This window comes from Vibrio sp. B7, assembly GCF_963888765.1.
Taxonomy (GTDB): domain Bacteria; phylum Pseudomonadota; class Gammaproteobacteria; order Enterobacterales; family Vibrionaceae; genus Vibrio; species Vibrio anguillarum.
Genome location: NZ_CAWPKR010000039.1, coordinates 16,107 through 40,498 on the forward strand (window position 1 = coordinate 16,107; position 24,392 = coordinate 40,498).

General features: G+C 44.4%; 15 protein-coding genes. 5 read left to right on the plus strand and 10 right to left on the minus strand.

All coding sequences use genetic code 11. From position 1 onward, the window contains the following. Positions 1 to 387: 387 nt before the first annotated feature. The gene (locus AACV32_RS16045; RefSeq protein WP_013855677.1) at positions 388 to 3,993 is read left to right on the plus strand and encodes a YobI family P-loop NTPase; all 3,606 of its coding nucleotides are present in this window, start codon (positions 388 to 390) and stop codon (positions 3,991 to 3,993) included. 279 nt (positions 3,994 to 4,272) lie between these two features. Here AACV32_RS16045 and AACV32_RS16050 read toward each other — a convergent pair whose 3' ends face one another. The 6 genes from AACV32_RS16050 to AACV32_RS16075 all read right to left on the minus strand — a co-directional run bounded on the left by AACV32_RS16050 (position 4,273) and on the right by AACV32_RS16075 (position 12,099). Next, the gene (locus AACV32_RS16050) at positions 4,273 to 4,725 is read right to left on the minus strand and encodes a hypothetical protein (RefSeq protein WP_013855678.1); all 453 of its coding nucleotides are present in this window, start codon (positions 4,723 to 4,725) and stop codon (positions 4,273 to 4,275) included. Further along, positions 4,697 to 6,811 carry a hypothetical protein gene (locus AACV32_RS16055; protein ID WP_019281271.1) on the minus strand — a complete coding sequence of 705 codons (2,115 nt, stop codon included), beginning with the start codon at positions 6,809 to 6,811 and terminating at the stop codon, positions 4,697 to 4,699. Before AACV32_RS16055 ends, AACV32_RS16050 begins: the two co-directional genes overlap by 29 nt. Positions 6,812 to 6,820: 9 nt before the next feature. Next, positions 6,821 to 8,509, minus strand: coding sequence for a hypothetical protein (locus AACV32_RS16060; protein WP_029189982.1), 1,689 nt, complete (start codon positions 8,507 to 8,509; stop codon positions 6,821 to 6,823). Continuing rightward, a complete protein-coding gene (locus AACV32_RS16065; RefSeq protein ID WP_029189983.1) occupies positions 8,506 to 9,708 on the minus strand; it encodes a site-specific integrase in 1,203 nt (400 codons plus the stop codon). Before AACV32_RS16065 ends, AACV32_RS16060 begins: the two co-directional genes overlap by 4 nt. Positions 9,709 to 9,796: 88 nt before the next feature. Beyond that, positions 9,797 to 11,149 carry a glutathione-disulfide reductase gene (gene gorA, locus AACV32_RS16070; protein ID WP_170895490.1) on the minus strand — a complete coding sequence of 451 codons (1,353 nt, stop codon included), beginning with the start codon at positions 11,147 to 11,149 and terminating at the stop codon, positions 9,797 to 9,799. A gap of 110 nt (positions 11,150 to 11,259) precedes the next feature. Continuing rightward, positions 11,260 to 12,099, minus strand: a complete 840-nt coding sequence (locus AACV32_RS16075; protein ID WP_013855685.1) for a 23S rRNA (adenine(2030)-N(6))-methyltransferase RlmJ — start codon at positions 12,097 to 12,099, stop codon at positions 11,260 to 11,262. Positions 12,100 to 12,304: 205 nt separating this feature from the next. On the opposite strand from AACV32_RS16075, the gene prlC reads away from it, so the two are divergent. Both prlC and uvrD read left to right on the plus strand, forming a co-directional pair. After that, a complete protein-coding gene (gene prlC, locus AACV32_RS16080) occupies positions 12,305 to 14,347 on the plus strand; it encodes an oligopeptidase A (RefSeq protein WP_094125857.1) in 2,043 nt (680 codons plus the stop codon). 156 nt (positions 14,348 to 14,503) lie between these two features. Then, a complete protein-coding gene (gene uvrD / locus AACV32_RS16085; RefSeq protein WP_094147206.1) occupies positions 14,504 to 16,678 on the plus strand; it encodes a DNA helicase II in 2,175 nt (724 codons plus the stop codon). Positions 16,679 to 17,462: 784 nt separating this feature from the next. Here uvrD and AACV32_RS16090 read toward each other — a convergent pair. The 4 genes from AACV32_RS16090 to rarD form a co-directional block, all read right to left on the minus strand. Continuing rightward, positions 17,463 to 18,122, minus strand: coding sequence for a LysE family translocator (locus AACV32_RS16090; RefSeq protein WP_069212055.1), 660 nt, complete (start codon positions 18,120 to 18,122; stop codon positions 17,463 to 17,465). A 73-nt stretch (positions 18,123 to 18,195) separates the two neighbouring features. Further along, positions 18,196 to 19,002, minus strand: coding sequence for an AraC family transcriptional regulator (locus tag AACV32_RS16095; RefSeq protein WP_170895489.1), 807 nt, complete (start codon positions 19,000 to 19,002; stop codon positions 18,196 to 18,198). Between the two features lie 170 nt (positions 19,003 to 19,172). Continuing rightward, positions 19,173 to 20,927, minus strand: a complete 1,755-nt coding sequence (gene ggt, locus AACV32_RS16100; RefSeq protein ID WP_170895488.1) for a gamma-glutamyltransferase — start codon at positions 20,925 to 20,927, stop codon at positions 19,173 to 19,175. Positions 20,928 to 21,067: 140 nt separating this feature from the next. Further along, on the minus strand, positions 21,068 to 21,979 hold the full coding sequence (gene rarD, locus AACV32_RS16105) for an EamA family transporter RarD (RefSeq protein WP_017043036.1): 912 nt from the start codon (positions 21,977 to 21,979) through the stop codon (positions 21,068 to 21,070). Between the two features lie 251 nt (positions 21,980 to 22,230). On the opposite strand from rarD, the gene recQ reads away from it, so the two are divergent. Continuing rightward, positions 22,231 to 24,069 (plus strand): ATP-dependent DNA helicase RecQ, encoded by a 1,839-nt coding sequence (gene recQ, locus AACV32_RS16110; protein ID WP_029388346.1) that lies wholly within the window; start codon positions 22,231 to 22,233, stop codon positions 24,067 to 24,069. Continuing rightward, positions 24,062 to 24,364: a DUF3630 family protein gene (locus AACV32_RS16115; protein ID WP_013855693.1), complete on the plus strand. Its 303-nt coding sequence runs from the start codon at positions 24,062 to 24,064 to the stop codon at positions 24,362 to 24,364. Before recQ ends, AACV32_RS16115 begins: the two co-directional genes overlap by 8 nt. Positions 24,365 to 24,392 lie beyond the last annotated feature (28 nt).

Sequence of the window (24,392 nt, forward strand, 5' to 3'; positions counted from 1 at the left end):
CTACTGCTGAAGCCTAAGTCACTGAATCATCATTTGGCCTATTTTTTCTAATGGTCTGGTGACTATAGGATCAAGAAAGCTGTAATGAAACATCACTTATATTTGATAGAGACCGCAGTCCCAGATAAAACCTGTCACACCTATAGTTATTTTTGTTATATGTATGTTTAATAAAGAAAATCAGTGCTAGTGTTATACGTGGTAGATAGGATGTGCATGACAGATGAATGATGAGTTAGCTTCGGATGCAGTTAAACATCATTAATGTCATGTTATATAGAGATGGTTCAAATACCTTTTGTGCTTAAATTCCAAAATATTGAGAGCCAAGAATACCTACCGTCATTATTTTCCCTATTTTTTTTAAAATCCAATAATCACAGATATATGAATAAGATTATCACCTCATTTGTACGTTGGCTCATTAAAGGGCTTGATAAGACAGTATCTTGGCTGGAACGAAAAGAGAACGCTAAAGATATGCAATCGAAGTTTGTAGATCTGGCTCCAACTGATGACGCGGATAAAGCAGGCACCTACTCAGAAGCGTTACGATTTGCAACGAACAATTCTAAAATCTCAAATATAGCCCTGACGGGCCCTTATGGCTCAGGAAAGAGCAGCATTATTCAATCCTTTTTGAAGACGTATCGACGGCCAGTTCTTCATATTTCTCTCGCGACTTTCATTACCGAAGCTGAAACGAAGGCAGAAACTGTGGATCGTCAGGAGATCGAGAGGAGTATTTTACAGCAGATGCTTTACGGGGCTGATGCAAACAAACTCCCGTTATCTCGCTTTAAGAGAATTCAGTCGCCTGGTGTTGGGTCGATCTTTAAGTCACTGTACATTTTGTTGGGGATGTTCGCGCTTTGGTATGTGTTTCAGCAGCGGGAAGGAGTCATCAGTGGTACTTATTTCAAACCTATTGCGTTCGAAAACTCAGTCAATTTAGGTTTTTTTGTGTTTGCTACAGCATTCCTCTGGTGGATACTACATCACTTCTATGTCGCGAGCTTTGGTTTGTCACTCAAGGGTATTTCGCTAAAAAATGTCGAAATTAAGCCCGCATGTGATGATGAATCCTCAATACTGAATCGTCATTTAGACGAGATAATCTACTTTTTCCAGGAAACTAGTTACGATCTTGTAATCATCGAGGATCTAGACCGATTCGACAATACTGATATTTTCGTTACGTTGCGTGAAATTAACGGTCTTGTTAACGCAAATTCAGGCGTAAAACGTCATATTCGATTCCTATATGCACTACGCGATGACATATTTGCGAACACAGAGCGAACCAAGTTTTTCGAGTTTATCATTCCAGTTATTCCGATCATCAACTCATCGAACTCAATTGACATGGTCTTGAAGGTAGGAGCGAGACTTGCGCTTAACGAAGGCCTTGATCGTCAGTTTCTTAGAGAGGTATCACGTTATTTAAACGATCTACGGTTGATTCAAAACATCTTTAATGAATACAGCATTTATGTTGATAATTTGAAAACAGATGGAGAATATTTGCTCGACGCCAATAAACTCCTTGCCGTTTTGATCTACAAAAATGTTTATCCACGGGATTTCGAAAAATTACACCGAGGCGAAGGGACCCTCGCCACAATATTGAATTTCCAAGATGAGTTAATAAGTCACGGAGAAAAAAAATTTAGAGCTGAAATTACTTCACTCGAAAAGCAACTTGATATCGCTGAACGTCAAACTCCTGCTGACTTAAAAGAGTTGCGTCAAATATATGCGATGGCTCTAATTGAGATGCTGCCACCACACACCATTAGTGTGGGTATCGAGCAAAATAATCAAGTGACTACTGCCCAGTTGACAGGCTTTGGAAAGTTTGAAGAGCTGATCGAGGCTCGATACATCTATTCTCGAAACATTCATGGTCCAAATAGTCGCTTGGATGTTTCTGCACTCCAAGATAATGTAGACCAGCACAAAACTTATCTTCAACGCAAAGAGGAGATAGAGCATAAGGCAGAGGAAAATAAAACCAAAACTCTACGAGCAATACGAGATCTAAGACCAAAGGTTGCAGGGCTTAGAACTGCGAAATTCCATGAACAATTACGATTGAATGGCGACCATCTACAGGAGTTTTTCGAGGAGTTTGGTCAGAATGGAGAGCTTGCTCGGTTTCTGCTGTTAGAAGGTTATCTGGACGATACCTATTACCAATACACCTCACTTTTTCATTCTGGTCGATTGTCTCCTAATGACAATAAATTTCTCATTAAAATACGTGCATTTATTACGCCAGAGCCAGATTTTCCTATTGATAATCCAAACGAAGTTATTGCGGCAATGAGAGATGAGGACTTTGGACAAAGTTACGCTTTAAACATCTCGCTTGTTGACACTCTGTTGAGTGATCAACACCGTTACCAAAGTCAATTAGAGAGGCTTTTAGGGTACATTATGGAAGAGTTTTCCAACTGTGAAGACTTCTTTATGGCTTATTACAGCAGCGGGAGTTATGTACCAAAATTTCTCCAACAGTTAGCTAATGTCTGGAGTGATTTTGTACTGACTGTACTTTCTAGCCCAAATAGCCTTGTACACGTTGTTCAGCTGATTGGGGGATTAACTGAACGTTCACTTAAATCCATTTCAAGAGATTTTGAAGAATTCCCCGTTTTTGTATCAGAGAATCTCTCCGATATTCTGATTAGTTCGCCTGAGCTCGATCCAGAGCGGCTCGTTTGCCTCAATTTTGACGTTAAAGACTTCGAAGCAATCAAAGACCACTTTGACATTGTGAACTCAATGTTTGAAGAGGGGCTTTTTGACCTTACCTTAGCGAACATAGAGTTCGCTTATCAAGCGATATTGGGAGAGGAAGATATCACCCCATTGCATACAAGGAACTTCACGGCAATACGTGCGACGAACAGTACTGTCTTGATAGAGCGAATTGAGAGTAATTTTGGCAATTACTTACGCAATATTCTTTTGGCTATCCAAACTAATACTGAAGAAGAAACATCCGCTATTTTGGACGTAGTTCGCCGTGAAGAGATTGACCTCAATACGATCCAAGAGTTTCTTGAGCAACAGACGCAACAATTACCGACGTTAGAAGATGTGCCCGATAGATTACATTCTATGCTCTTCAGTTTAACTATGATTGTGCCAAACTGGGAAAATTGCCTTTTATTTATGGCAAGTGAATGTTTTGAAGCACAAAGCTTGGTTGAGTATCTCGATCGAGACGTTGTTAGATTGGCTATCCTGAAACAAGCGGTCCCGAGTGATAGTGATTCGAAGTCTATACGTTCTTTTCTTCTTAACGCGAATTCTCTTTCTGATATTAGCTACAAAGAGTATGTGCGAGCTTTACCCAAGTCATTTACACATTTTCCAGAAGGGGTTGAACCAACAAAGCTTATAATATTAATTCAGGAAGCGAAAATCGAATTTTGTACTGATAGTCTAAACGCGCTCAACGAAAGAGAGTTGCAAGTATTGTTTGCGGCAAATAATATCGATACATTTCTGGCTGGGCCAGAAGACTTTTCATTAGAAGATGATTTCTTGGAAGAGCTGCTTGAGTCGGATATTTCTCAGAAAAACAAGATAAAAGTCGTCGAACTGATGGATTTACATTCGTTAGTTGATCTTCCAGAGCGTTCTGCACTTGTTGGTTCAATCATCGTCAATTCAGATACAAATCTACCAAACATTGATGGAGATATAGCTAGTATACTTATCAAGCATTCTTCGCCGATATCGATACAAATTGCACTCTTCAATAAATATCACACTTGTTTGAGTAATGATGAGGTACGTGATGTATTGGCGAGTCTACCTAAGCCATATTCCGAAATAACTAGTGGATACCATACGCCAAGACTAAAAGACACACCCGAGAATCAGGTATTGGTCACTTGGCTTGACTCAAGAGGAATAATTTCCTCTTGGAAAATTAGTGATGTATTTAAAGAGATAAAGGTGAACCTCTATAGATCTTGAGAAGAGGATGTGTTACCTCAATAGTTGGCACTCCCAACGTCGCTGCACCTTACATAAGACTATTTGTCGTGGGTAAGGGAATTTGAACAGTCATATGTAGGGTGGTTGTATGGTTGCAATACTAGAATCCGAAAAAGTCAGATGCTCTATGGGTCGTAACTCACAACTGCCCCTAAACTGGCTAAAAATTAAGCATCTTTATTGTCACTTCATCAATCTTCGTAGTACTAACGAACCTCAAAAATGATCAAACTTTAATGTTCTCCGACACGTTGATTTTTAGGTTTTTAGTTCGCTAATCGTCAGTTTTTCTAATTTATGAACTTTATCTATAGATTCTAATTCTGCAATCTTGTACTGATACTGTTGGATCATTAAGGCCAGTTGATTATGCTGACTCGCCATGTTTACTAGCTGCTCTTTATAATCTTCAACTTGATCTCGGTACTTTTCTTTCAGCTTAATTTCTTTATTTAATCGCTCTCTTAAGCTAGAGATTTTATCTTCATACACATTTTTAGCTTTGATTTTCGGTGAGTTAAGAACAACAGCCTTTTTGATTTTTTGAACAATATCTTTGTAGTAATAGGCAGAGCCATCGCCTAGCCCTGCTTCTTCTTCTACCGCTTTAACTGAAATCTTCCGCGCAGGATCAACGCGGTGAGTTTTTCCCGATAGGATTCTTTTTAGTGCTTGCTCTAGTTCAACCTTCGTAATTTGGGATTTGCTCATATTTACCGTTGCCTATCTCAAACCTTGTGAATGGAATCTGAAATTTGTGGAGAACTTTTTCAGCGGCTCTGATTTGGGTAATAAAATGTGAATACATGGAAGCGGTTAACGAACCGATTGCTTCCATATCAAGAACTTGTTTGCATACCCATTGATAGCGTTTGTTCCAGTTTTCAGCTTTTTCTTTATCTATGAGCTGATTTTCACAGCTCATACAGTTGGCTGGGGAACTAACCTTATGCATCTGGCATTCGTAGCCAGCCATACAGTAAGAGTGTAGCGTGCCTACAAGGGTTAATCGACCAGCTTTTACATGCCCATTAATCGCATCCCATGATTTATATTTTTTGTGAAGAGATATTCGGTTTTTATTGATTGAGCCGGCCATATGACCCATCAGTTGACCTGAACCCCAGCCTTTATACCATTCATGAATTTTTTGTGTCGTAGACTCTTGGATTACGTCATTGAGGAATGATTGAAGCTCTGTATCGATCTGTAGTGCTTTTATTTTGCTGGCAAGACCACCTTCTCCATACCATTCTGTTGTGGGTAGATCTAGGTGTTTGAACTGTTCTTTTATCGCAATATCGTGACAAAGGTTATGACGTTTTGAAAATACAGCAAAAGTTCTGCGTAGTTGATGAGTAGTTAATGGCCAGATATTACCAACTTTTAAATTCTCAGCGGCCCTTTGTGGCTCTCTATTGGGATTGATGAGACGAAACTCTTCAAGATCATCTTCAGTGATTATGGCATTTGCTTTTTGACATATGCGACGAAAATGTTTCCTCATATTATTGTCTTGTGTGATTACTGGTTTCTGTGATTTTCGTCCTTGTCCCAACCACAAGCATGAAGAGTTATACTCACTCATGGGATCTTCATCTTCTAACAACTGAATTCGCATGTATCTAGAAAGAGCTTCTGCAATATCAATGGCTTTTCCAGCTAGTTTAGTTGTTACCCACTCAGCAGGTTTTCCTCTTCCTTGGGTAAATTTATGATGCTCAGAGCGAAGAACGTAATATTTTCGACCATATATTTCTTTTTCTCTAAAGCTATTCGAGTTTAGGCAATATAATTCTGAACGACGCATTCCTGTCAGAGCCCCACAGGTGATAAAGCAGACCGTTTGTAATTCAATAATTGCACTTTGGAGGTTGCGTGCATCTCTAGGAAGCTTATTGCCGAGAGGCGTATTTTCTAAATGAGCATCTATTATGGATTTATATTTTGAAGGCATGTGTTTGTTGACTTCTACTCTGTAGTCATAAGAATCTTTGCTCATCCATTTCCAAATTCCACTTTCAACTTTTTCATCAACTCGCCTTTTTCCTTCGACGTAGTTCTCTCTTAAGTCATGTAATAGTTCGTGAAGTGCTTCTCTATATGGGTAGTATTCATCAATGATGTTAAAACAATAGCCGTATATCCTTTCCATTATTCTAGTTGGCATAGCATAAAATTGATTAGATCCTTCCTCTTTATTTTTTCCTGTTAATTCAAAGGAGAACTTAGTCGAATTTTGATCTGGTGGTATGGTGAATGTTATAGGAAGGTATCTACTAACTCTTTGTATACTTGTCAATGTATTATAGATTGCTGCTACTTGAGCATGCTGATAATTTTGGGATTGAAGGTGGTTACGAAATTCTAGAAAAACAATATTTGATGAAAGATCGTTAATAGAAGAAAAGCCATTTTTTTCAATAAATTTATATACTTGAGATAGTTTTGAAAAGCGTGCGAGAAGTGTTGTTGGTTTAATTACTGCCCCTTTTCTATGATGACCGGATATGTAAAGCCATGAGAAACAGATAAGTTTCATCTCTCTAGCCAAGTTCTCATCTGAGAATGATGAAAATACAGTATGTTTTTTATGGACTATTCTGGCATCTAAGTAAGCGGAAAAGTTCCATTCTTCATCGCCAAAGTAGCTTTGAGGGCTTCCATCATATTTTTTAGTTACGACTACATTATCTAATTCTCTAAAATTTTTATTTACATACAACTCTATTACCTTTTTATATTCGGAAATGTTTTCTTTGAGTATGTTTTTAGGTAGTTCAAACAATGGTGTCATAGGTAGTCCTTAAAAATCGATGTTGATTCCTTCTGGCCATAGAGGGTGTCTTCCTTCATTCTGCAGTTTCTTTTCTGCTAATCTTTTTACTTTGGGATGGATGGTGAAGACAATTCGATTGATCGAGTTTAAAAGGTCTGAATAGTTTTTATTAAAATGCTGCTCACTGAGGTGGTGAACTTTTGAATCAATGATCGATTCTCGATAACTCAGTAAACACCAGATATCCTCAATACTTTCAATGATGACCTGATTTTCACAATTGAAGCAATTATGAATGTCAGAACAAGCCAGGTGGTCAACGTTAAAGTCTTTCGGGCTGAAGTGATTCCTCCTTCGATATTTGTCAGCCTGACTGGAATAGACATTTTTACAGCCTGTTCCTATAATCGTTTTTTCGCCGTGCTTATCTGCATATTTTGCAAGGAACTCCTCGTACGGAAGAACTTCTACCCCCAACTCTTTTTTTGCAAATTCTTTTGCAGCATTAATATCTGAACATCGAGCTGCGCCTTCAATTGTGTGAGTTGCAGCAAGCAATTGTTTTTGGTTCTCAACCTGATTGCCAGAAGAATAGTGCTTTGATAACGTGTATGGGGTGTTGCCTAAGAGCAATGCTGTTTCAGTTGCATTTCCCGTTTTTGCTAAATAGCGGTAACTTCCACTTGCACGAAATTTCGAAGCCATTGGCCGTAGTGGCTCACCATCATCAGATTTTAGATCAAACGTCTCATACAGCCATTTAGAGAAGGTTTGTATATGTCCTTGTTCCAAAGGTGCAATATGGCCTCTTTTGGTTTGCCAGAGCAAATGAGGATCCGAAGAAATAAGGCTACTAAGTTGCAATAGCTGCTCAAAAAATCCAAGTGCTATTTTGGGAACATGAAATGTACCGTTATCCCCAATCGATATAGATACATACTTATTTGCTCTAGGCTTTAAAACACTTTGCTCAAACCACTTACCACCTTCAAATATTTTTTCTTTCGGCTTTGTCATGTTGAGGAGGACGGTTGTATTGCCCCAAGTGTAATAGGACAACATGAAGTAGGCGGCACTAAAGCATTTTGTTATTGGTGAGGCGATTCCATGTGTATGGTTGTTGTAGGTAAAGGTCGCAGTTCTTTTATTGGTTGAGGCATTCAAATGTATGCTTGGGTTCGTCATGATTTGTTTGTATATCTGTCTGAAAAATGAGTTGATAATTTTGATTAAGGAAGACAGCTCTCGATCTGAATAACCTTGAGTAGGATTAGGTTCAGAGCGAAATAATCCATAAGGAGAGAACCATTCTGAGCTTGGGTTACCAAGCATTTCCAAGCATTTTTTTGAACAAGAAATCATTTTCCGCGCAGAATTGACGTTCATTGAAGATATACGAACTTGCTCTATTAAGTGTCTCTCCCATGATTCAACTGCGGCAGAGCTTTCCGGATTAAGTCTTTTCGTATCACAAAAGCGAACGTATTTCGCAAAATCTCTTAGGTAGCTTTGTTTTGTCAGATCAGAGTATTCGTTTGTCTCAGTAAATATTCTGTACCATCTCAGAACATCAGCATCTCGATGTGCAGATTCTGCTCGCTGTAAGTCTTTTTTAAAAGCAACTCCTTTGTAGAAAAAACGAGTGAAGTCATAAGTGAACGTTTGTTTGATTCCTGTGCGAAGTTTGATTGTTAGCTTAGGAGGCGTGTAAGTCATAACATTGCTTCCTCCAATATTTGGTCAAGCATTACAATTGCATTTTGATTTGCTTTTTCTTTTCTTAAATATCGAAGGTATTTCCATGTGGTTTTATCATCTTTGTGCCCCATCCATCCCATAATTAAAGCTAAAGCATCACTAACTGGAAGGTGATCCAACAATGAATCCAAGCGATAGGTACCATAAGTAGCCCTTAAATCGTGAGTCCGATGACTAAAAACAATATTATGTTTATTTTGAATATGATGTCTTAATCGACGAAAATGTTGTTGGATGTTATTGCTGCAAAGAGGGTTTCCAAGATTATTCAGAAGTAGTGTTTTATTTACACCATCTGTTTTCTTTTCTCGCTTTAGTCGACGTTCACTAACCGAGTAATCATACATTTTTCGCATTAGCTGGTTGGGTATTTCGACTTTACGTGTTTTGTTGAATTTTGTGTGTACACCATTGTGAATACCAATTTCTACTTCATATCTATGAATATGAGGGTTAGGCATCTCAACAATAGAAAATGGAAATGTACAAGCTTCTTCAACGCGCAATCCAGACTGTATTTGGAGTAATTGATGAATGATAAATTCGTCGGAACATTCTCTAAGGCAGTCAGCGAAAAAAAGTAGTTCTTGTTGAGATAATGGATTGAGTTTTTGTTGTTCGTTTCTTGCTGGTTTTCTGATTCTGAGGTCAGTTGAACGTACTGCAAACCTAGGGTTGTTGTGGCTCATCATCCCAGAGTTAGCTATATGGACTATCTGATAATTAAATGGTTTGTTCTCTTCAGTGAAGGTTATGAATCTCTCATGAGCTGCCCATTCATAGAATTTGATAACATGAAGAATGTACATAGACGCTGTAGAAAAGGCAATCTCACCACATCTGGCCGCTTTTAACAGATCATCATTTCGGAATCGATAGGTCGGTTTTAAGTAGTCGTTCGCAGGGAAGTTGTCCCAGGAATAATTATTCGATTCTAAGAACTGCCAATATCTCTTAAGGGCACGAACACTTGCTGTTATATCGGCTGCTTTTCGAATGTTCACTAAATAATTGAGCCAAAGGTTTACTGGTAGTAGATATTCGTGGTCTTTGGAGTAAAAGGTAGGAAACCCAGTTAGATGAATAGATGTTGATTTACTTGAAGGCGGATAGATTCGGGGAACGTCAAAATTGTTCGAATTTACGACAGTAACCATACCAGCCTCCAATGTATTTGATATACATAGAGGCTAGTATGTTTTCCAGAGTTTACAAATCTACAGGGTGGATTTTCCAGACACCGATCTACATGGTAACAAACTCTTCACTACCCGTTGGGTGTATTGCCACAACTGAATCAAAATCGGCTTTGGTTGCGCCCATTTTCATGGCTACGCCAAAGCCTTGAATCATTTCATCAACCGCAAAACCGATGCCGTGTAGGCCAACAACGGTTTCTTCAGGGCCAGCGCATACTAGTTTCATTTTGCATGGTTGACGGTGAGAGGTTACGGCAGTGTACATGGCCGTGAAGCTAGAGGTATATACTTTGACATTCTCTTCGCCATATTGCGCTTGGGCTTCTTGTGTGGTGAGGCCAATTGTGCCGATTGGCGGATGGCTAAAGACCACGGTCGGGACTAGTTTGTAATCCATCTTCGCATCGGTTTTGCCATTAAACAGGCGCTCTGAAAGTTGACGGCCTGCTTTGACGGCTACTGGTGTGAGCTCGATACCGCCTTCCATGATATCACCGACACAGTAGATACCCGCGACGTTGGTTTGCTGGTACTCATCAACCTTAATATAGCCTTGTGCATTAGTTGCCACACCCGTTGCTGCTAGGTTTATCGCATCGGTTGCTGGGTGGCGGCCGATTGCCCAAATGAGCGTATCAACGTTTTGGCTTTGGCCATTTTCAAGGTGTAGAGTCAGGCTGCCATCGGCTTCTTTGATCACTTCTTTTGGCACTGAATGAGTATGTAATGTTGGGCCTTCCGCCGCCATGACTTCAGTGAGTGTTTCGATGATCATGGGATCAAAGCTGCGCAGTGGTGATTCTTTGCGCACGTAAAGGTGCGTTTCAGTGCCGAGTGCGTTGAGTACGCCCGCGATTTCAACCGCAATATAACCTGCGCCCACAACCGCGACGCGTTTAGGCTGTTCGGTCAAGTCAAAGAAACCATTGGAATCAATGCCGTATTGTGACCCTGGGATCGCCGGAATCGTTGGGCGTCCGCCAACGGCAATCAGGATATGGTCTGCTGTGTAGTGTTCACCGTTTACTTCTACGGTTTTTGCATCAACGAAGCGTGCAAAACCGCGGATCACTTCCACTTTATTATTGCCCAATACGCGGTCGTATGATTGATGAATACGGCCAATATACGCTTGGCGGCTCTCAATCAGTTTTGACCAATCCAATCCTTTGACATCGACATCGAAGCCGTAATCTTTGGCATAAAGGTGCATTGCTTCAGCAATTTGCGCGCCATGCCACATCACTTTTTTCGGAACACAACCGACGTTGACACAAGTGCCGCCAAGGTCTTTGGCTTCAATCAGTGCGACTTTCGCACCATACATTGCCGCGCGGTTCGCTGAAGCGATACCACCAGAGCCACCACCGATACAGATATAATCAAAATGCGTTGTCATTACTTTCTCCATTATTCTTTTTTCATCCTGTTTGACCTTGGTTTTGTACGGTGTTGGCAACCATAGCAAGGCGAAAAAGGTTCTCTACTTCTTTGATAGATTGGGTCAGTTTATTCTGGTACAACCCATTCGACTTTAAAATGACCGGTTACCGGGGCAATCGCTTGCTGAAGAAACGGTAAAATTTCCTGCATTTGCCCTTCCAGTGTCCACGGTGGGTTAATCACTATCATGCCTGAAGCGGTCATGCCACGTTCATGGGTGTCTGGCGACACGCCCAATTCAATTTGTAAGATTTTGCGAATACCGAGGCTTGCCAGCCCTTCAAGCAAGTCATCAATGGTGTCGCGATTCACTACGGGATACCAAATGGCGTAGATACCCGTCGCCCAGCGCTTATAACTTTGGGCAATGGCTCTTACGACATCGCTGTACTCTTTGGCCAATTCGTAAGGGGGATCGATCAACACTAAGCCGCGACGCTCTTTCGGTGGCAGGCTACCGATTAAGCGTTGGAAACCATCTTCTTTGTAAATCGATACCTGACGATCTCGGTGGAACTCTTGCTCGAGCAAAGGGTAATCGCTCGGATGCAATTCAGTGAGCACCATACGATCCTGCGCGCGTAGATGAGCACGCGCCACGCGCGGTGAGCCGGGGTAGTAGCGTAACTCTTCGCTTTCATTGAGCGCTTTTACTGCCTCAAGGTAGCTTTGAATGGCTGGTGGCGTTACATTTTGTTGCCAAATACGAGCAATCCCTTGTTTATATTCACCGGTTTTTTCTGACCATTCATGGGTCAAGTCATAACGGCCCACGCCAGAGTGGGTGTCATGATAAACAAAAGGCTTCTCTTTTTGCTGTAATGCATTGAGGATAAGGCTTTGTACGATATGCTTTAATACATCCGCGTGGTTGCCCGCGTGAAAACTGTGGCGATAACTTAGCAAAATAGGCTCTCAAAACACCCCAAATGGAGTGTGTTTCATCAATCAAACGTATTGGCTGATTATACGCCACTATTGAAAATTGCTGAACCTACCTATATTTACTATTTCAGATAAACAAAATCGACGGTTGCCGTGAAACAATCAGTGACTGTTGCAGAGAAATGCATCAACGTGCAGGCGCGTCTTAACTTAAAAGGAATGTTTTATGTCTAATCCACTTCTCACTTTCACGGATTTACCGCCGTTTTCCGCCATTAAGCCAGAGCATGTGAAGCCTGCGGTTGAGAAAGCGATAGAAGATTGCCGCACCGAAATTGAAAAACGCCTTGCTGGCAATAGCACCCCAACGTGGGAAAACTTGATTGCACCCATTGAAGAGGTGGATGATCGCTTAAGCCGCATTTGGTCGCCAGTGAGCCACCTTAATTCCGTGCTCAATAGCGATGAACTGCGTGATGCGTACGAAAGCTGTTTGCCGCTGCTGTCTGAATACGGCACTTGGGTTGGGCAACATAAAGGCCTGTTTGAAGCCTATAAGAGCATGAAAGCCAGCGATACTTTTTCCTCGCTCTCTCAAGCGCAGCAAAAAACCATCAATGATGCACTGCGTGATTTTGAGCTATCGGGTATCGGCTTGCCATTGGCAGAGCAAAAACGGTACGGCGAGATCAGTAAACGTCAATCTGAGTTGGGTTCTAAGTTCTCTAATAACGTACTGGATGCCACGATGGGCTGGACCAAGCACATTACCGACGCCAATCAATTAGCGGGCATGCCAGAATCGGCGTTAGCAGCTGCACAAGCGGCGGCGCAAGCCAAAGAGCTCGATGGTTATTTATTAACGCTCGACATTCCTTCTTATCTGCCAGTGATGACTTATTGTGATAACCAAGCTCTGCGCAAAGAGCTTTATGAAGCGTATGTCACGCGTGCCTCGGATCGCGGGCCAAATGCGGGCAAGTGGGATAACAGCGAAATCATCGCTGAAAAGCTCAAACTGCGTCATGAAATAGCCCGTATGCTCGGTTTTAATACCTACAGTGAAAAATCACTGGCGACCAAAATGGCGCAAACGCCCGATCAAGTGTTAGGGTTTTTAAATGATTTAGCCACCAAAGTGAAACCGCAAGGTGAGCGTGAAGTCGAAGAGTTGCGTCAATTTGCGCAGCAAGAGTTTGGCGTGACCACGCTAGAGTTGTGGGATATCGCTTACTACAGCGAAAAACAGAAACAGCACTTGTTTGATATTTCAGATGAAGAGCTGCGCCCTTATTTCCCAGAGTCGAAAGTGGTGAGCGGCCTATTTGAAGTGCTCAACCGCGTATTTGGCATGAGCGTCAAAGAGCGCTCTGGGGTTGATATTTGGCATCCATCGGTGCGTTTTTTCGATATTTTTGATGCGAAAGGATCACTGCGTGGCAGCTTCTATCTCGACCTGTATGCGCGCGAACATAAGCGTGGTGGCGCGTGGATGGATGATTGCCGTGGCCGCCGTATCACTCAAAATGGCGAGCTACAAACACCAGTGGCTTATTTGACCTGTAACTTTAATCGCCCAATCGGTGATAAACCTGCGTTATTTACTCATGATGAAGTGGTCACTTTGTTCCATGAGTTTGGACACGGGATCCACCACATGTTGACTCAAGTTGAAGTGGGTGCGGTATCTGGCATCAACGGTGTGCCGTGGGATGCGGTTGAACTGCCAAGTCAGTTCCTTGAAAACTGGTGCTGGGAAGAAGAGGCGTTAGCGTTTATTTCAGGTCATTACGAAACGGGTGAACCGCTACCGAAAGAAATGCTCGATAAAATGCTCGCGGCGAAAAACTTCCAGTCAGCGATGTTTATTTTGCGTCAACTTGAATTTGGTTTGTTCGATTTCACCTTGCACACCACTTACGATCCCGAAGTAGGCCCGCAAGTGTTGGAAACTCTCGCCCAAGTGAAAAAGAAAGTGGCCGTGTTACCAAGCCTTGAATGGAACCGCTTCTCACACAGCTTTAGCCACATCTTTGCTGGCGGTTACAGCGCAGGTTACTACAGCTACTTATGGGCAGAAGTGCTTTCGGCGGATGCGTTTTCTCGCTTTGAGGAAGAGGGGATTTTTAACCCGCAGACTGGGCAAAGTTTCTTGAACAACATCCTTGAAATGGGTGGTAGTGAAGAGCCGATGGAGCTATTTAAACGCTTTAGAGGCCGCGAGCCGCAAATTGATGCGTTGCTGCGTCATGCGGGGATCGCCGCGTAGTCATGCGCTTAAAATGCGATGAAGCTCGAATTAGCCCACCTTTGCGGTGGGCTTTTCATTTTTGAATGCCCAGAAAAATGTGATAGAGACGAGCATCTTGCCGCGATTTGAGGTTATAATCTGGGCAATTATGTATAAATAACCAGTAGCTTAGCCATGATGGATCCTTCTCTCTTACTCGACGGTCTCAACGATAAACAGCGCGAAGCGGTTGCCGCGCCTTTAGAAAACTTGCTGGTGCTTGCCGGAGCGGGGAGTGGTAAAACCCGAGTATTGGTGCATCGCATTGCTTGGCTTATCTCGGTTGAAAACGCCTCGCCTTTTTCAATCATGTCGGTGACTTTTACCAACAAAGCGGCGGCGGAAATGCGTGGCCGAATTGAAGAGTTGATGATGGGCAGTGCATCGGGCATGTGGAATGGTACCTTCCACGGTATTTGCCACCGTATTTTACGCGCTCACTATCTTGACGCTCGCCTGCCTGAGGATTTTCAGATCCTCGATTCTGAAGATCAACTGCGTTTGCTGCGTCGTTTAATCAAAGCACAAAACCTAGATGAGAAGCAGTGGCCTACGCGCCAGGTGTGCTGGTGGATTAACGGTAAAAAAGATGAAGGTCTTCGTCCGAAGCACATCGATGCGTACCGCGATCCCGTGACTCAAACCTATTTGCAGCTTTATTCCGCGTACCAAGAGGCGTGCGATCGCGCAGGTTTGGTTGATTTTGCCGAAATTTTGCTGCGTTGCCACGAGATGTTGCGTGATAAGCAGCACATTCGTGAACATTATCAAGCGCGCTTTAAACACATCTTGGTCGACGAATTTCAAGACACCAATAACATCCAATACGCGTGGCTGCGCATGATGGCTGGGTGCGATTGCCACGTGATGATCGTCGGTGATGATGATCAGTCCATTTATGGCTGGCGTGGTGCCAAAATTGAAAACCTCGAAAAATTCACGCAGGAATTTCCGAGCGTTAATACCATTCGTTTAGAGCAAAACTACCGTTCAACCAAAACCATTTTGCAAGCCTCGAACGCACTGATCGCGAACAACACCGAGCGAATGGGTAAAGAGCTCTGGACAGATGGCAGCGAAGGCGAGCCAATTTCTATCTATTCGGCCTACAACGATCTTGATGAGGCGCGTTTTACCGTCAATAAAATCAAAGAGTGGCGAGATAAAGGTGGCGCATTAGAGGATTGTGCGATGCTTTATCGCAACAACGCCCAATCTCGTGTTTTGGAAGAAGCCTTGATTCAAGCAGGCTTGCCCTATCGCATCTACGGCGGCATGCGCTTCTTCGAGCGCCAAGAGATCAAAGATGCGTTAAGTTACTTGCGTTTGATGTCTAACCGCAATGATGATTCGGCCTTTGAGCGAGTCGTAAATACGCCACCGCGTGGCTTGGGTGATAAAACGCTGGAAACCATTCGTTTTGCGGCGCGAGATCGCGGTTGTACCTTGTGGCAAGCGAGCCTTGTGCTGTTGGAAGAAAAAGTGCTCACAGGACGTGCGGCAAGCGCATTAAGCCGGTTTATTGAGCTGGTCAATGCCCTTGAAGATGATAGCGCTGAGATGCCGTTACACAGTCAAACCGACCATGTAATCAAAACATCAGGTTTGTTTGAGATGTATCAGCTTGAAAAGGGTGAAAAGTCTAAAGCCAGAATTGAAAACTTGGAAGAGCTAGTCACCGCAACACGCCAATTTGAAAAGCCAGAAGAAGCGGATGAGATGAGCATGTTGACGGCCTTTTTAACCCACGCAGCGCTGGAAGCGGGCGAAGGGCAGGCTGACGAGTTTGATGATGCCGTACAGTTAATGACACTGCACAGCGCGAAAGGGTTAGAGTTCCCGTTGGTGTTTATGGTTGGCGTTGAAGAGGGCATGTTCCCCAGCCAAATGTCGGCCGAAGAAGCGGGGCGATTGGAAGAGGAGCGCCGTTTGTGTTACGTCGGAATGACGCGCGCCATGCAAAAGCTCTACATTACTTACGCTGAAATTCGCCGTTTATACGGTCAGGATAAATACCATAAGCCGTCACGCTTTATCCGTGAGCTGCCAGAAAACTGCCTTGATGAAGTGCGCATGAAAGCGCAAGTGAGCCGACCAAGCAGTGCTGGGCGTTTTAGTCAAACAGCGGTCAAAGAGAACTTTAACGAGACGGGCTTTAGTTTGGGCGCACGCGTGAAACACCCTATTTTTGGTGAAGGCACCATCATTAATTTCGAAGGTAGTGGCCCGCAAAGTCGAGTGCAAGTCGCTTTTAACGGTGAAGGCATTAAATGGCTAGTGACTGCTTATGCCAAGCTAGAGAAACTATGATCTTCCTTGTACAAAGAAAGGGTACTTTTCTTTGCTGAGATGGTTGGATTGTTCTCCTCCCCCTTTGAGGGGGAGGCAGGGAGGGGGTGTTTATGGCGTTGTTTAAACCAAATACCTAACCTAGCCGTTCAAGATATGAAAGCTGGATAACTCATATGCTTATCCGATCCAAAAGAAAAACCCCGAGGGCTTGCGCCCTGCGGGGTTATAGTCTTACTTGCAGCAATCCAGCTACGAAAGTGCTCCATGCATCAAATCCATGATAGTGGCTGAATTCCGTCAGCTTAATCCGTTCTTCGCCTTCCTAGCGGTGTCCTTGGTGACTTTCTAGTCTGCTAACCATCCACGTTAGCGCGCTTCACTTGTTCCTTGAGCGGTGTCCTTTACATCATCCTGATGTTCAGTCCTTGCCTCGTCCAGAGGTGTCCATTGTCTTTCCTTAGTAGTAACCATCCTAGCTACTATTGCGTCCATTCAATGTCCAATTTGCTTTCCGTGCCGACCATTCATCCTGAGCAGTCGTCTCTTCATCCTGAAGATGACCAATCCGTGGTGCTTTCCTGTTCCGTGTCAGAATCCTTCCGACAAGGTTCATATTACCCATCTCTAATTTATCGGCAATGCTAGAGAAACGCTTTTTCCGCAAAGGGTTTCTCTAGCTGGTTATTATTTTATTTAAAATCAAGTGTTTAGGTTTTTTGGTGTTGATTTTCCTACTCAAAAAGCGATATTTGCTCACTCGTTTGTAAGAGATCTCGCACAAAAATGGGCGCGAATCGCTGCATCAATGGCTAAGGCTAAGCAGCGCTTGCAATAAAATAAGTCCACCGATGAGCGTAAAAATGATGCCACATACCGCATCAATATACACAGTGAGTGATTGCAAACGTTTTTGTAGGCGGGCGGTGGAGAGCATCCACGCCAAGGTTGAGAACCACATAAAAGAGAGCCCCCAAAGAATCAGCAAGGCGATACCTTTACCTGAAAAGGACATCCCCACAGGCACTAAACTCGACATTAAGCTGATAAAAAAGACCAAAGCTTTTGGATTAAAAATATTGGTGATAAAACCGCGGGAAAAGGCTTGGCGTTGATTTTCGATCAGCTTGTAGCGCTCATTGTTGACTCCGACAGCTTGTGGCGATCGCCAGGTGGTGTAGATGGATTTGAGTGCGCCCAAGCCTAAATAGAATAAATACCCCCCGCCGGCCAGTTGCACCATCGCAAACAGTGCGGGTTGTTGATGCACCAAATAGCTTATCCCTGTGAGGCTAAGCAATGAGTGAATGACAATGCCACATGATAACCCTAGCGCAATAAAAACTCCGGTTCTGCGACCGTAACGGGTGGCATTTTGTACCACCAGTGCCACATCTGGGCCGGGGCTTAATAATGCCATAAAATGCACGCCAGCCAATGTGGCCAATATGGAAAGTTCGTTCATGTATTCTCCTCATGTTTTACGGTGAGTATGCGTGGAGAAAACGCACTTGCCTTGTAAATTTCTGACAGTTTGGTTAGTAAAGTGTGCGATTGATGGCGGAGGGGGGCAGGCCAAAGGTTGCTTTGAACGCCTTACTGAAATGGGCTTGATCATAAAAACCGACTTGATAGGCGACTTCGGTGCTAGAGGTGCCGGTTTTCAACAATTTCATCGCTTGCTCTAAACGTAAACGCAATAACCACGCATAAGGTGTGATGCCCGTTTGCGCCTTGAAATGGCGCTGAAACTGAGTGGGTGAAAGCTGGCAAAGCTGAGCGAGTTGTTCAAGGCGGATCGGTTGGTCGAGTTGACTGAGTACCCACTCTTTCAGCGTGGCGAGGTTGCGCTGGCCAAGCGGTTTAACCTCCGGTAGTTTTAAGTGGCTATAGCGTTCAAGTAAAGGTGTGAACCCTTGGTAGGGTAAGCAATCTTTAGCGAGTTGACTGAGCTTATCCTGCTTCATGGTGTGATGAAGTTGCAGCAGTGAGCAAAAAAGTGGCGCGTCATCGACTATTAACTGCTCAAAACCCAGCACTTGTTCAATCTGCTTGGCTTCTAAGGTTTGCTGTAGCCAAGTGGGCTCAATAGCAAACACTTGCACTTGGTAGCCAGAGTCATTGTGCGCTTCCCCATCGTGCAGTTCATCTGGCGACATCAGAACTACGCCGCCCCGTTGTACCTGATGCCAAGCGCCTTGGTGGTAGAAGCGCTGTGTTCCTTGAGTGATAAGGCCAATATGAATATCAAGATGGTAGTGGCGATCAAACGCAAACTGACGATAGTCTGCATCAATCAGACCGATCGCAGGATAGGCCGTTTGGCTGTAGCTCACTTTATCCATAGAGACCAAAATTTAGGGTTGAATAATGCAAGCTTAGCCAGCCATGTCGCCACTGTCTTGTAAAAAATGATCACAGAACTCTGGCCGGTTTTGAGCGGTTTGGCATAAACGAAGCGTAGAAAACGGTTGGCGCGTGTTTATCTCGCCAACCGAAACTAAATTACTGAGTGTTATTCTCCGATGGCAGCCCCTTCACGGCGTGGATCAGCCGCTCCTTCAAGACCTTGCTCTGTAATACGAATGGCGTGTAGCCCAGAATTGAGATCTCGGATCGCCACTTTCGCTCCCATACTTTCTAGCGCCGGTTTGAATTGTTCTGCTTGAGTCCCTTTTTCTAATTCCATTTCACCAAAACGATTTAGCACATGCGGTTGGTTGATTGCGGCCTGAATATCCATATCCCACTGGAAGTGAGCGATTAACGCTTGTGCTACATAACCAATAATGCGGCTGCCGCCCGGAGAACCAATAGCCAGATAAGGCTGGTTGTTGTGCAGTACTATGGTCGGAGCCATTGAAGAGCGAGGGCGCTTACCTGGCTCAAGGCGATTAGCGATTGGACGACCATCACTGTGGGTAGCAAAGGAAAAATCGGTCAGCTCATTATTGAGTAAAAAGCCGCGCACAAAGAGGCGAGAGCCAAACGCGTTTTCGATTGAGGTCGTGTACGACACGACATTGCCTTCACGATCGACAATATTAAAGTGGCTGGTGGACGGTAATTCAATCGATTGATCTGAGCTACGTAGTTGTGCATGGTGCCAAGGTGGGTTACCGGCTTCTGCACGGGTCAGCGCTTTGCCAGGTTGGATCAGTTGAGCACGTTCAGCGAGATAGCTTTTATCTAATAAACCTTGGGTTGGGACGGGAACATAATCTTGATCCGCCATATGCAAGCCACGATCGGCAAACGCTAATCGAGAGGCATCTCCCAACACCTGCCAAGAGTTCACGTCTTTGGCTCCCCAGCCTTTTAAGTCATATTGCTCGGTGATCGACAAAATTTGACCCACAGTGAGTGCGCCTGAACTGGGTAGGCCCATACCACATACTTGATAGCTTTGGTAAGGTGCACAAATCGGCTCACGCTGCTTGACTTGGTAAGTATCAAAATCTTGTTGGGCAAGTACACCGGGATTGCCCAGCGCATTTTGCACTGTGGCGATGATGTCTTTGGCTATATCACCTTGGTAGAAGGCTTTTGCTCCATGTTTCGCGATAGCATTCAGCGTGGCGGCATACTCAGGGTTTTTCAGTAAGGTGCCCGTTTTGAGTGGTTCACCTTGCGCATCGAAGAAATACGCTTTGGTAGCGGGGAAGCGGCTTAAGCGTTCTTTATCCTCAGCGATCAACGTTGCGAGGCGCGGACTTACCTCAAATCCTTGTTCGGCGAGTTTTGCTACCGGCTCAATCAGGCGAGTCCATTCCAGCTTGCCGTATTGGCGATGGGTTTCCCAAAGCAGCTTGACGGTGCCGGGTGTGCCGACCGAGCGGCCTCCCACAACAGCATCGTAAAATTGCAGTGGTTTTCCTGCGCTATCTAAAAAGAGAGCTGGTGTGGCATTGAGTGGCGCGGTTTCTCGGCCATCGAAGGTAGTGAGTGCTTTTTTCTTGGCATCCCAGTAGACCAAAAATGAGCCGCCGCCGATACCTGAAGATTGAGGCTCAACTAGCCCGAGCATCAATTGTGTCGTTACCATGGCATCGATCGCATTGCCCCCTTGGCGCAAAATATTAGCGCCCGCTTCGGTGGCTAAAGGATTGGCGGCTGTCACCATCCAGTGTTTGGCTTTAACCAGCTGTTTTTGTTCAAAACCACTACTTTGTTCAGGTGCAAAAGCATCGGCTGCCTGATCAGAGGCAGCTTGCGCAGAAACAGCAAAAATTAAGACTGGAAGAGTCAATCGTGTGTGAGTCAAGAGCATGCCCATCTCCATTGGGTTGTGATGAAGATGTTATTTTATCGTTTTACAATTGTTATTCGCCAGTCAGTTGTGCTTGGAATGTTCGATTTATGCCACGATGTCTCAGGATTGGATAATGAGACCCACTGTATCTAATCGATTTATGCCCGTTGAGCGCGTCGCGCGGTTCGGCCTGTTTTTAAACCATCAAAACTGAACAGCAACAATGCAGCCCAAATAAAGGCAAAAGTAATGGCTTTATCACTAGAGAAGGCTTCACCGTAAACCAAGACAGCGAGCAAAAACATCAAGCTTGGGCCGATGTATTGGAAGAAACCCAGCGTTGAAAGTTTTAAACGCGTTGCTGCTCCTGTGAAACAAAGCAAAGGCAAGGTCGTGATGACGCCAGCTGCGATCAGCAGTAGGTTGAGGTTAAGCGGATTGAGCGCCATATCTGAAGTTGGCGAGCTGGCGATAAACAACAGATAAATCAACGCCGCGGGCAACATTACCAAGGTTTCGATAAACAAACCTGTTTGGGCATCAACCGCCACTTTTTTACGCAGTAAGCCATACAAGCCAAAAGTGGTAGCCAAAGCGATGGCGACCACAGGAATCGAACCAAACACAATTAACTGAATGGCCACACCAATGGTGGCTAGCGCTACCGCGACCCACTGCAGTTTGCGTAATCGCTCACCAAGAAAAAGCATGCCGAGCACCACATTGAGCAGTGGGTTAATGTAATAGCCTAAACTGGCATCTAACATATGATTAGCATTGATCGCCCAGATGAAAATTAACCAGTTCACCGCAACCAGACAAGCGGTGGTCATTAGATAGATCATCTTTGATTTATGAGTAATCACACTGCGTACACTACGCCAGTTGCGGCCAAAATGAAGTAGTGCTGCTAACAAGAAAAACGACCACACTACGCGGTGAGTGAGGATCTCAAGTGCAGGAACATTATTGATTGCTTTAAAATAGATCGGTGCGATGCCCCACATAGTGTAAGCACCAATAGCGAGTAAAACGCCTTGTCTGGAGCGTTGTTGTTCTTCTGCGGTCATGATGAATTCTCAAAGGAGTGAAGTGCTGAGCCAGCGAAACGATTCGACAGTATATACTGTTCCTCAAGTAAGTTGCAGCTTTGTTAATCGACCGCCTACTCGGGAGTTTGAGTGGCGAATAATGGCCGAGAATCAAGTGATTCGCTTTACCGCTACATTTTGCGGTTTTATTCACCATCGAACCCCACTACAATAAGACGCTTTGCGGTATAGCGGTTGCTCTACCCCTTTTGTTCACCCTTGGAAATTTCATGACCGCAACGTTAATGGCTCAACAAACCGATCCTCAACCTGAGACACAGCACAGTATTTTACAGACTGTGTTCGGTTATCAGTCGTTTCGTGTCGGCCAGCAAGAGGTGATTGACGCTTCGTTAGCGGGGCAAGATAGCTTAGTTATCATGCCAACGGGTGGGGGGAAATCGCTCTGTTATCAGATCCCTGCGTTAGTCAAAGAGGGCATCACTTTAGTCATCTCGCCGCTCATTTCGTTGATGAAAGACCAAGTGGATCAGCTCAAAGCCAACGGTGTCGCGGCTGAGTGTATTAATTCAAGTATGTCACGTGAGATGCTGATGTCGGTGTATAACCGAATGAACGCGGGGCAACTGAAGCTGATTTACGCGTCGCCTGAGCGCGTTTTGATGCCCGATTTCATCGAACGCTTGCAGCAGTTGCCATTGGCGATGATTGCCGTGGATGAAGCACACTGTATTTCTCAATGGGGGCACGATTTTCGCCCTGAGTATGCGGCGTTAGGCCAACTTAAACAGCATTTTTCACACGTGCCTTTTATGGCACTGACGGCAACGGCCGATGACGCCACGCGCGTGGATATTTTGCACCGTTTGCAGTTGCAAGAACCGCACGTCTATCTGGGCAGCTTTGATCGTCCTAATATCCGCTATACCTTGGTCGAAAAGCACAAACCGGTTTCACAGGTGATCCGCTATCTTGATACGCAAAGAGGACATTGCGGCATCATTTATTGTGGCAGTCGCAAAAAAGTAGAAATGCTGACAGAGAAACTGTGCAACAACCATTTACGAGCGGCCAGTTACCATGCGGGTATGGACGCCGATGAGCGCGCTTATGTGCAAGAAGCATTTCAGCGTGATGACATTCAGATAGTGGTTGCTACCGTCGCATTTGGAATGGGGATTAATAAACCCAACGTGCGTTTTGTGGTGCATTTTGATATTCCGCGCAATATTGAATCTTACTATCAAGAGACGGGGCGCGCCGGGCGAGACGGTTTGCCAGCCGAAGCTATGATGCTCTATGACCCGGCCGACATCAGTTGGCTGCGTCGGATGTTAGATGAGAAGCCGGAAGGGCCACAAAAGCAGGTGGAAAGCCATAAGTTGGGCGCGATGAGCGCTTTTGCTGAAGCACAAACTTGTCGCCGCCAAGTGTTGCTCAATTATTTTGGTGAATATCGAGACAAACCTTGCGGCAACTGCGATATCTGCCTTGATCCCCCCAAGCATTTCGATGCCACGCAAGAGGCGCAAAAAGCATTATCGTGCGTTTATCGCGTCAACCAAAGTTTCGGTATTGGTTATGTGGTGGAAGTGATGCGCGGTATGCAAAATATCCGTATTCGTGAAAATGGCCACGACAAGCTCACGACTTACGGCATTGGTCGCGATCATAGCCATGATTATTGGGTGAGTATTTTCCGTCAGTTGATCCATAAAGGGTTGTTGCAGCAAAACATTACTCGCAATTCGACCTTGCAGTTGACGGAAGAGGCGCGGCCGCTGCTGCGTGGAGAAATGCCATTAGAGTTAGCTATTCCACGCTTAGATACTGCCGCTCGTGCGGCGAAATCAGATAAGTTATCCAACAAAAACTACGACAAACCACTGTTTGCCAAATTGCGTAAATTGCGTAAATCGATTGCTGATGAAGATGGCCTGCCGCCTTACGTGGTCTTTAGCGATGCGACCTTAATTGATATGGCGGAAATATTGCCCACTTCGTACGGAGAAATGTTGGCCGTTAACGGCGTTGGGCAACGCAAGCTTGAAAAATACGCCGACCCATTCTTAGACTTGATTCAGGAGCACTTAACCCACCATGGCTGAGTTCGGTTTAGCACACAATTTACAAGATGAAGGGCGACTCGTCCTGAGTACACCGCGTTTTGACGTCGATACTTTTCCTGCACTAGGCGAGCGTTTGGTCAAGCAGCTTTCGGCTACAGTGATAGAAAAACAGTGGGATGCGGACATTCACTCATGGTTGATTGATTTTGAAGGTTGCTTACTTTTTCTCAAAGCCGAGCATTACAGCGAGTCGGTTTGGCTTGAAGCACTTGCCATCAAAGAGAGCCAAGAAGAGCTGGCGTTTCTCGCGCAATTATTAGCGCGAGGTTTCTAAGCGTGTAGATCAACTCTGCATATCCGCC

Excerpts from the sequence above, each read along its gene's own strand:
- uvrD (WP_094147206.1), top strand. The coding sequence starts at position 14,504 with ATGATGGATCCTTCTCTCTTACTCGACGGTCTCAACGATAAACAGCGC.
- AACV32_RS16065 (WP_029189983.1), bottom strand. The coding sequence starts at position 9,708 with ATGGTTACTGTCGTAAATTCGAACAATTTTGACGTTCCCCGAATCTAT.
- ggt (WP_170895488.1), bottom strand. The coding sequence starts at position 20,927 with ATGCTCTTGACTCACACACGATTGACTCTTCCAGTCTTAATTTTTGCT.
- AACV32_RS16055 (WP_019281271.1), bottom strand. The coding sequence starts at position 6,811 with ATGACACCATTGTTTGAACTACCTAAAAACATACTCAAAGAAAACATT.
- AACV32_RS16060 (WP_029189982.1), bottom strand. The coding sequence starts at position 8,509 with ATGACTTACACGCCTCCTAAGCTAACAATCAAACTTCGCACAGGAATC.
- recQ (WP_029388346.1), top strand. The coding sequence starts at position 22,231 with ATGACCGCAACGTTAATGGCTCAACAAACCGATCCTCAACCTGAGACA.
- prlC (WP_094125857.1), top strand. The coding sequence starts at position 12,305 with ATGTCTAATCCACTTCTCACTTTCACGGATTTACCGCCGTTTTCCGCC.
- gorA (WP_170895490.1), bottom strand. The coding sequence starts at position 11,149 with ATGACAACGCATTTTGATTATATCTGTATCGGTGGTGGCTCTGGTGGT.
- AACV32_RS16090 (WP_069212055.1), bottom strand. The coding sequence starts at position 18,122 with ATGAACGAACTTTCCATATTGGCCACATTGGCTGGCGTGCATTTTATG.
- AACV32_RS16115 (WP_013855693.1), top strand. The coding sequence starts at position 24,062 with ATGGCTGAGTTCGGTTTAGCACACAATTTACAAGATGAAGGGCGACTC.
- AACV32_RS16050 (WP_013855678.1), bottom strand. The coding sequence starts at position 4,725 with ATGAGCAAATCCCAAATTACGAAGGTTGAACTAGAGCAAGCACTAAAA.
- rarD (WP_017043036.1), bottom strand. The coding sequence starts at position 21,979 with ATGACCGCAGAAGAACAACAACGCTCCAGACAAGGCGTTTTACTCGCT.
- AACV32_RS16045 (WP_013855677.1), top strand. The coding sequence starts at position 388 with ATGAATAAGATTATCACCTCATTTGTACGTTGGCTCATTAAAGGGCTT.
- AACV32_RS16095 (WP_170895489.1), bottom strand. The coding sequence starts at position 19,002 with ATGGATAAAGTGAGCTACAGCCAAACGGCCTATCCTGCGATCGGTCTG.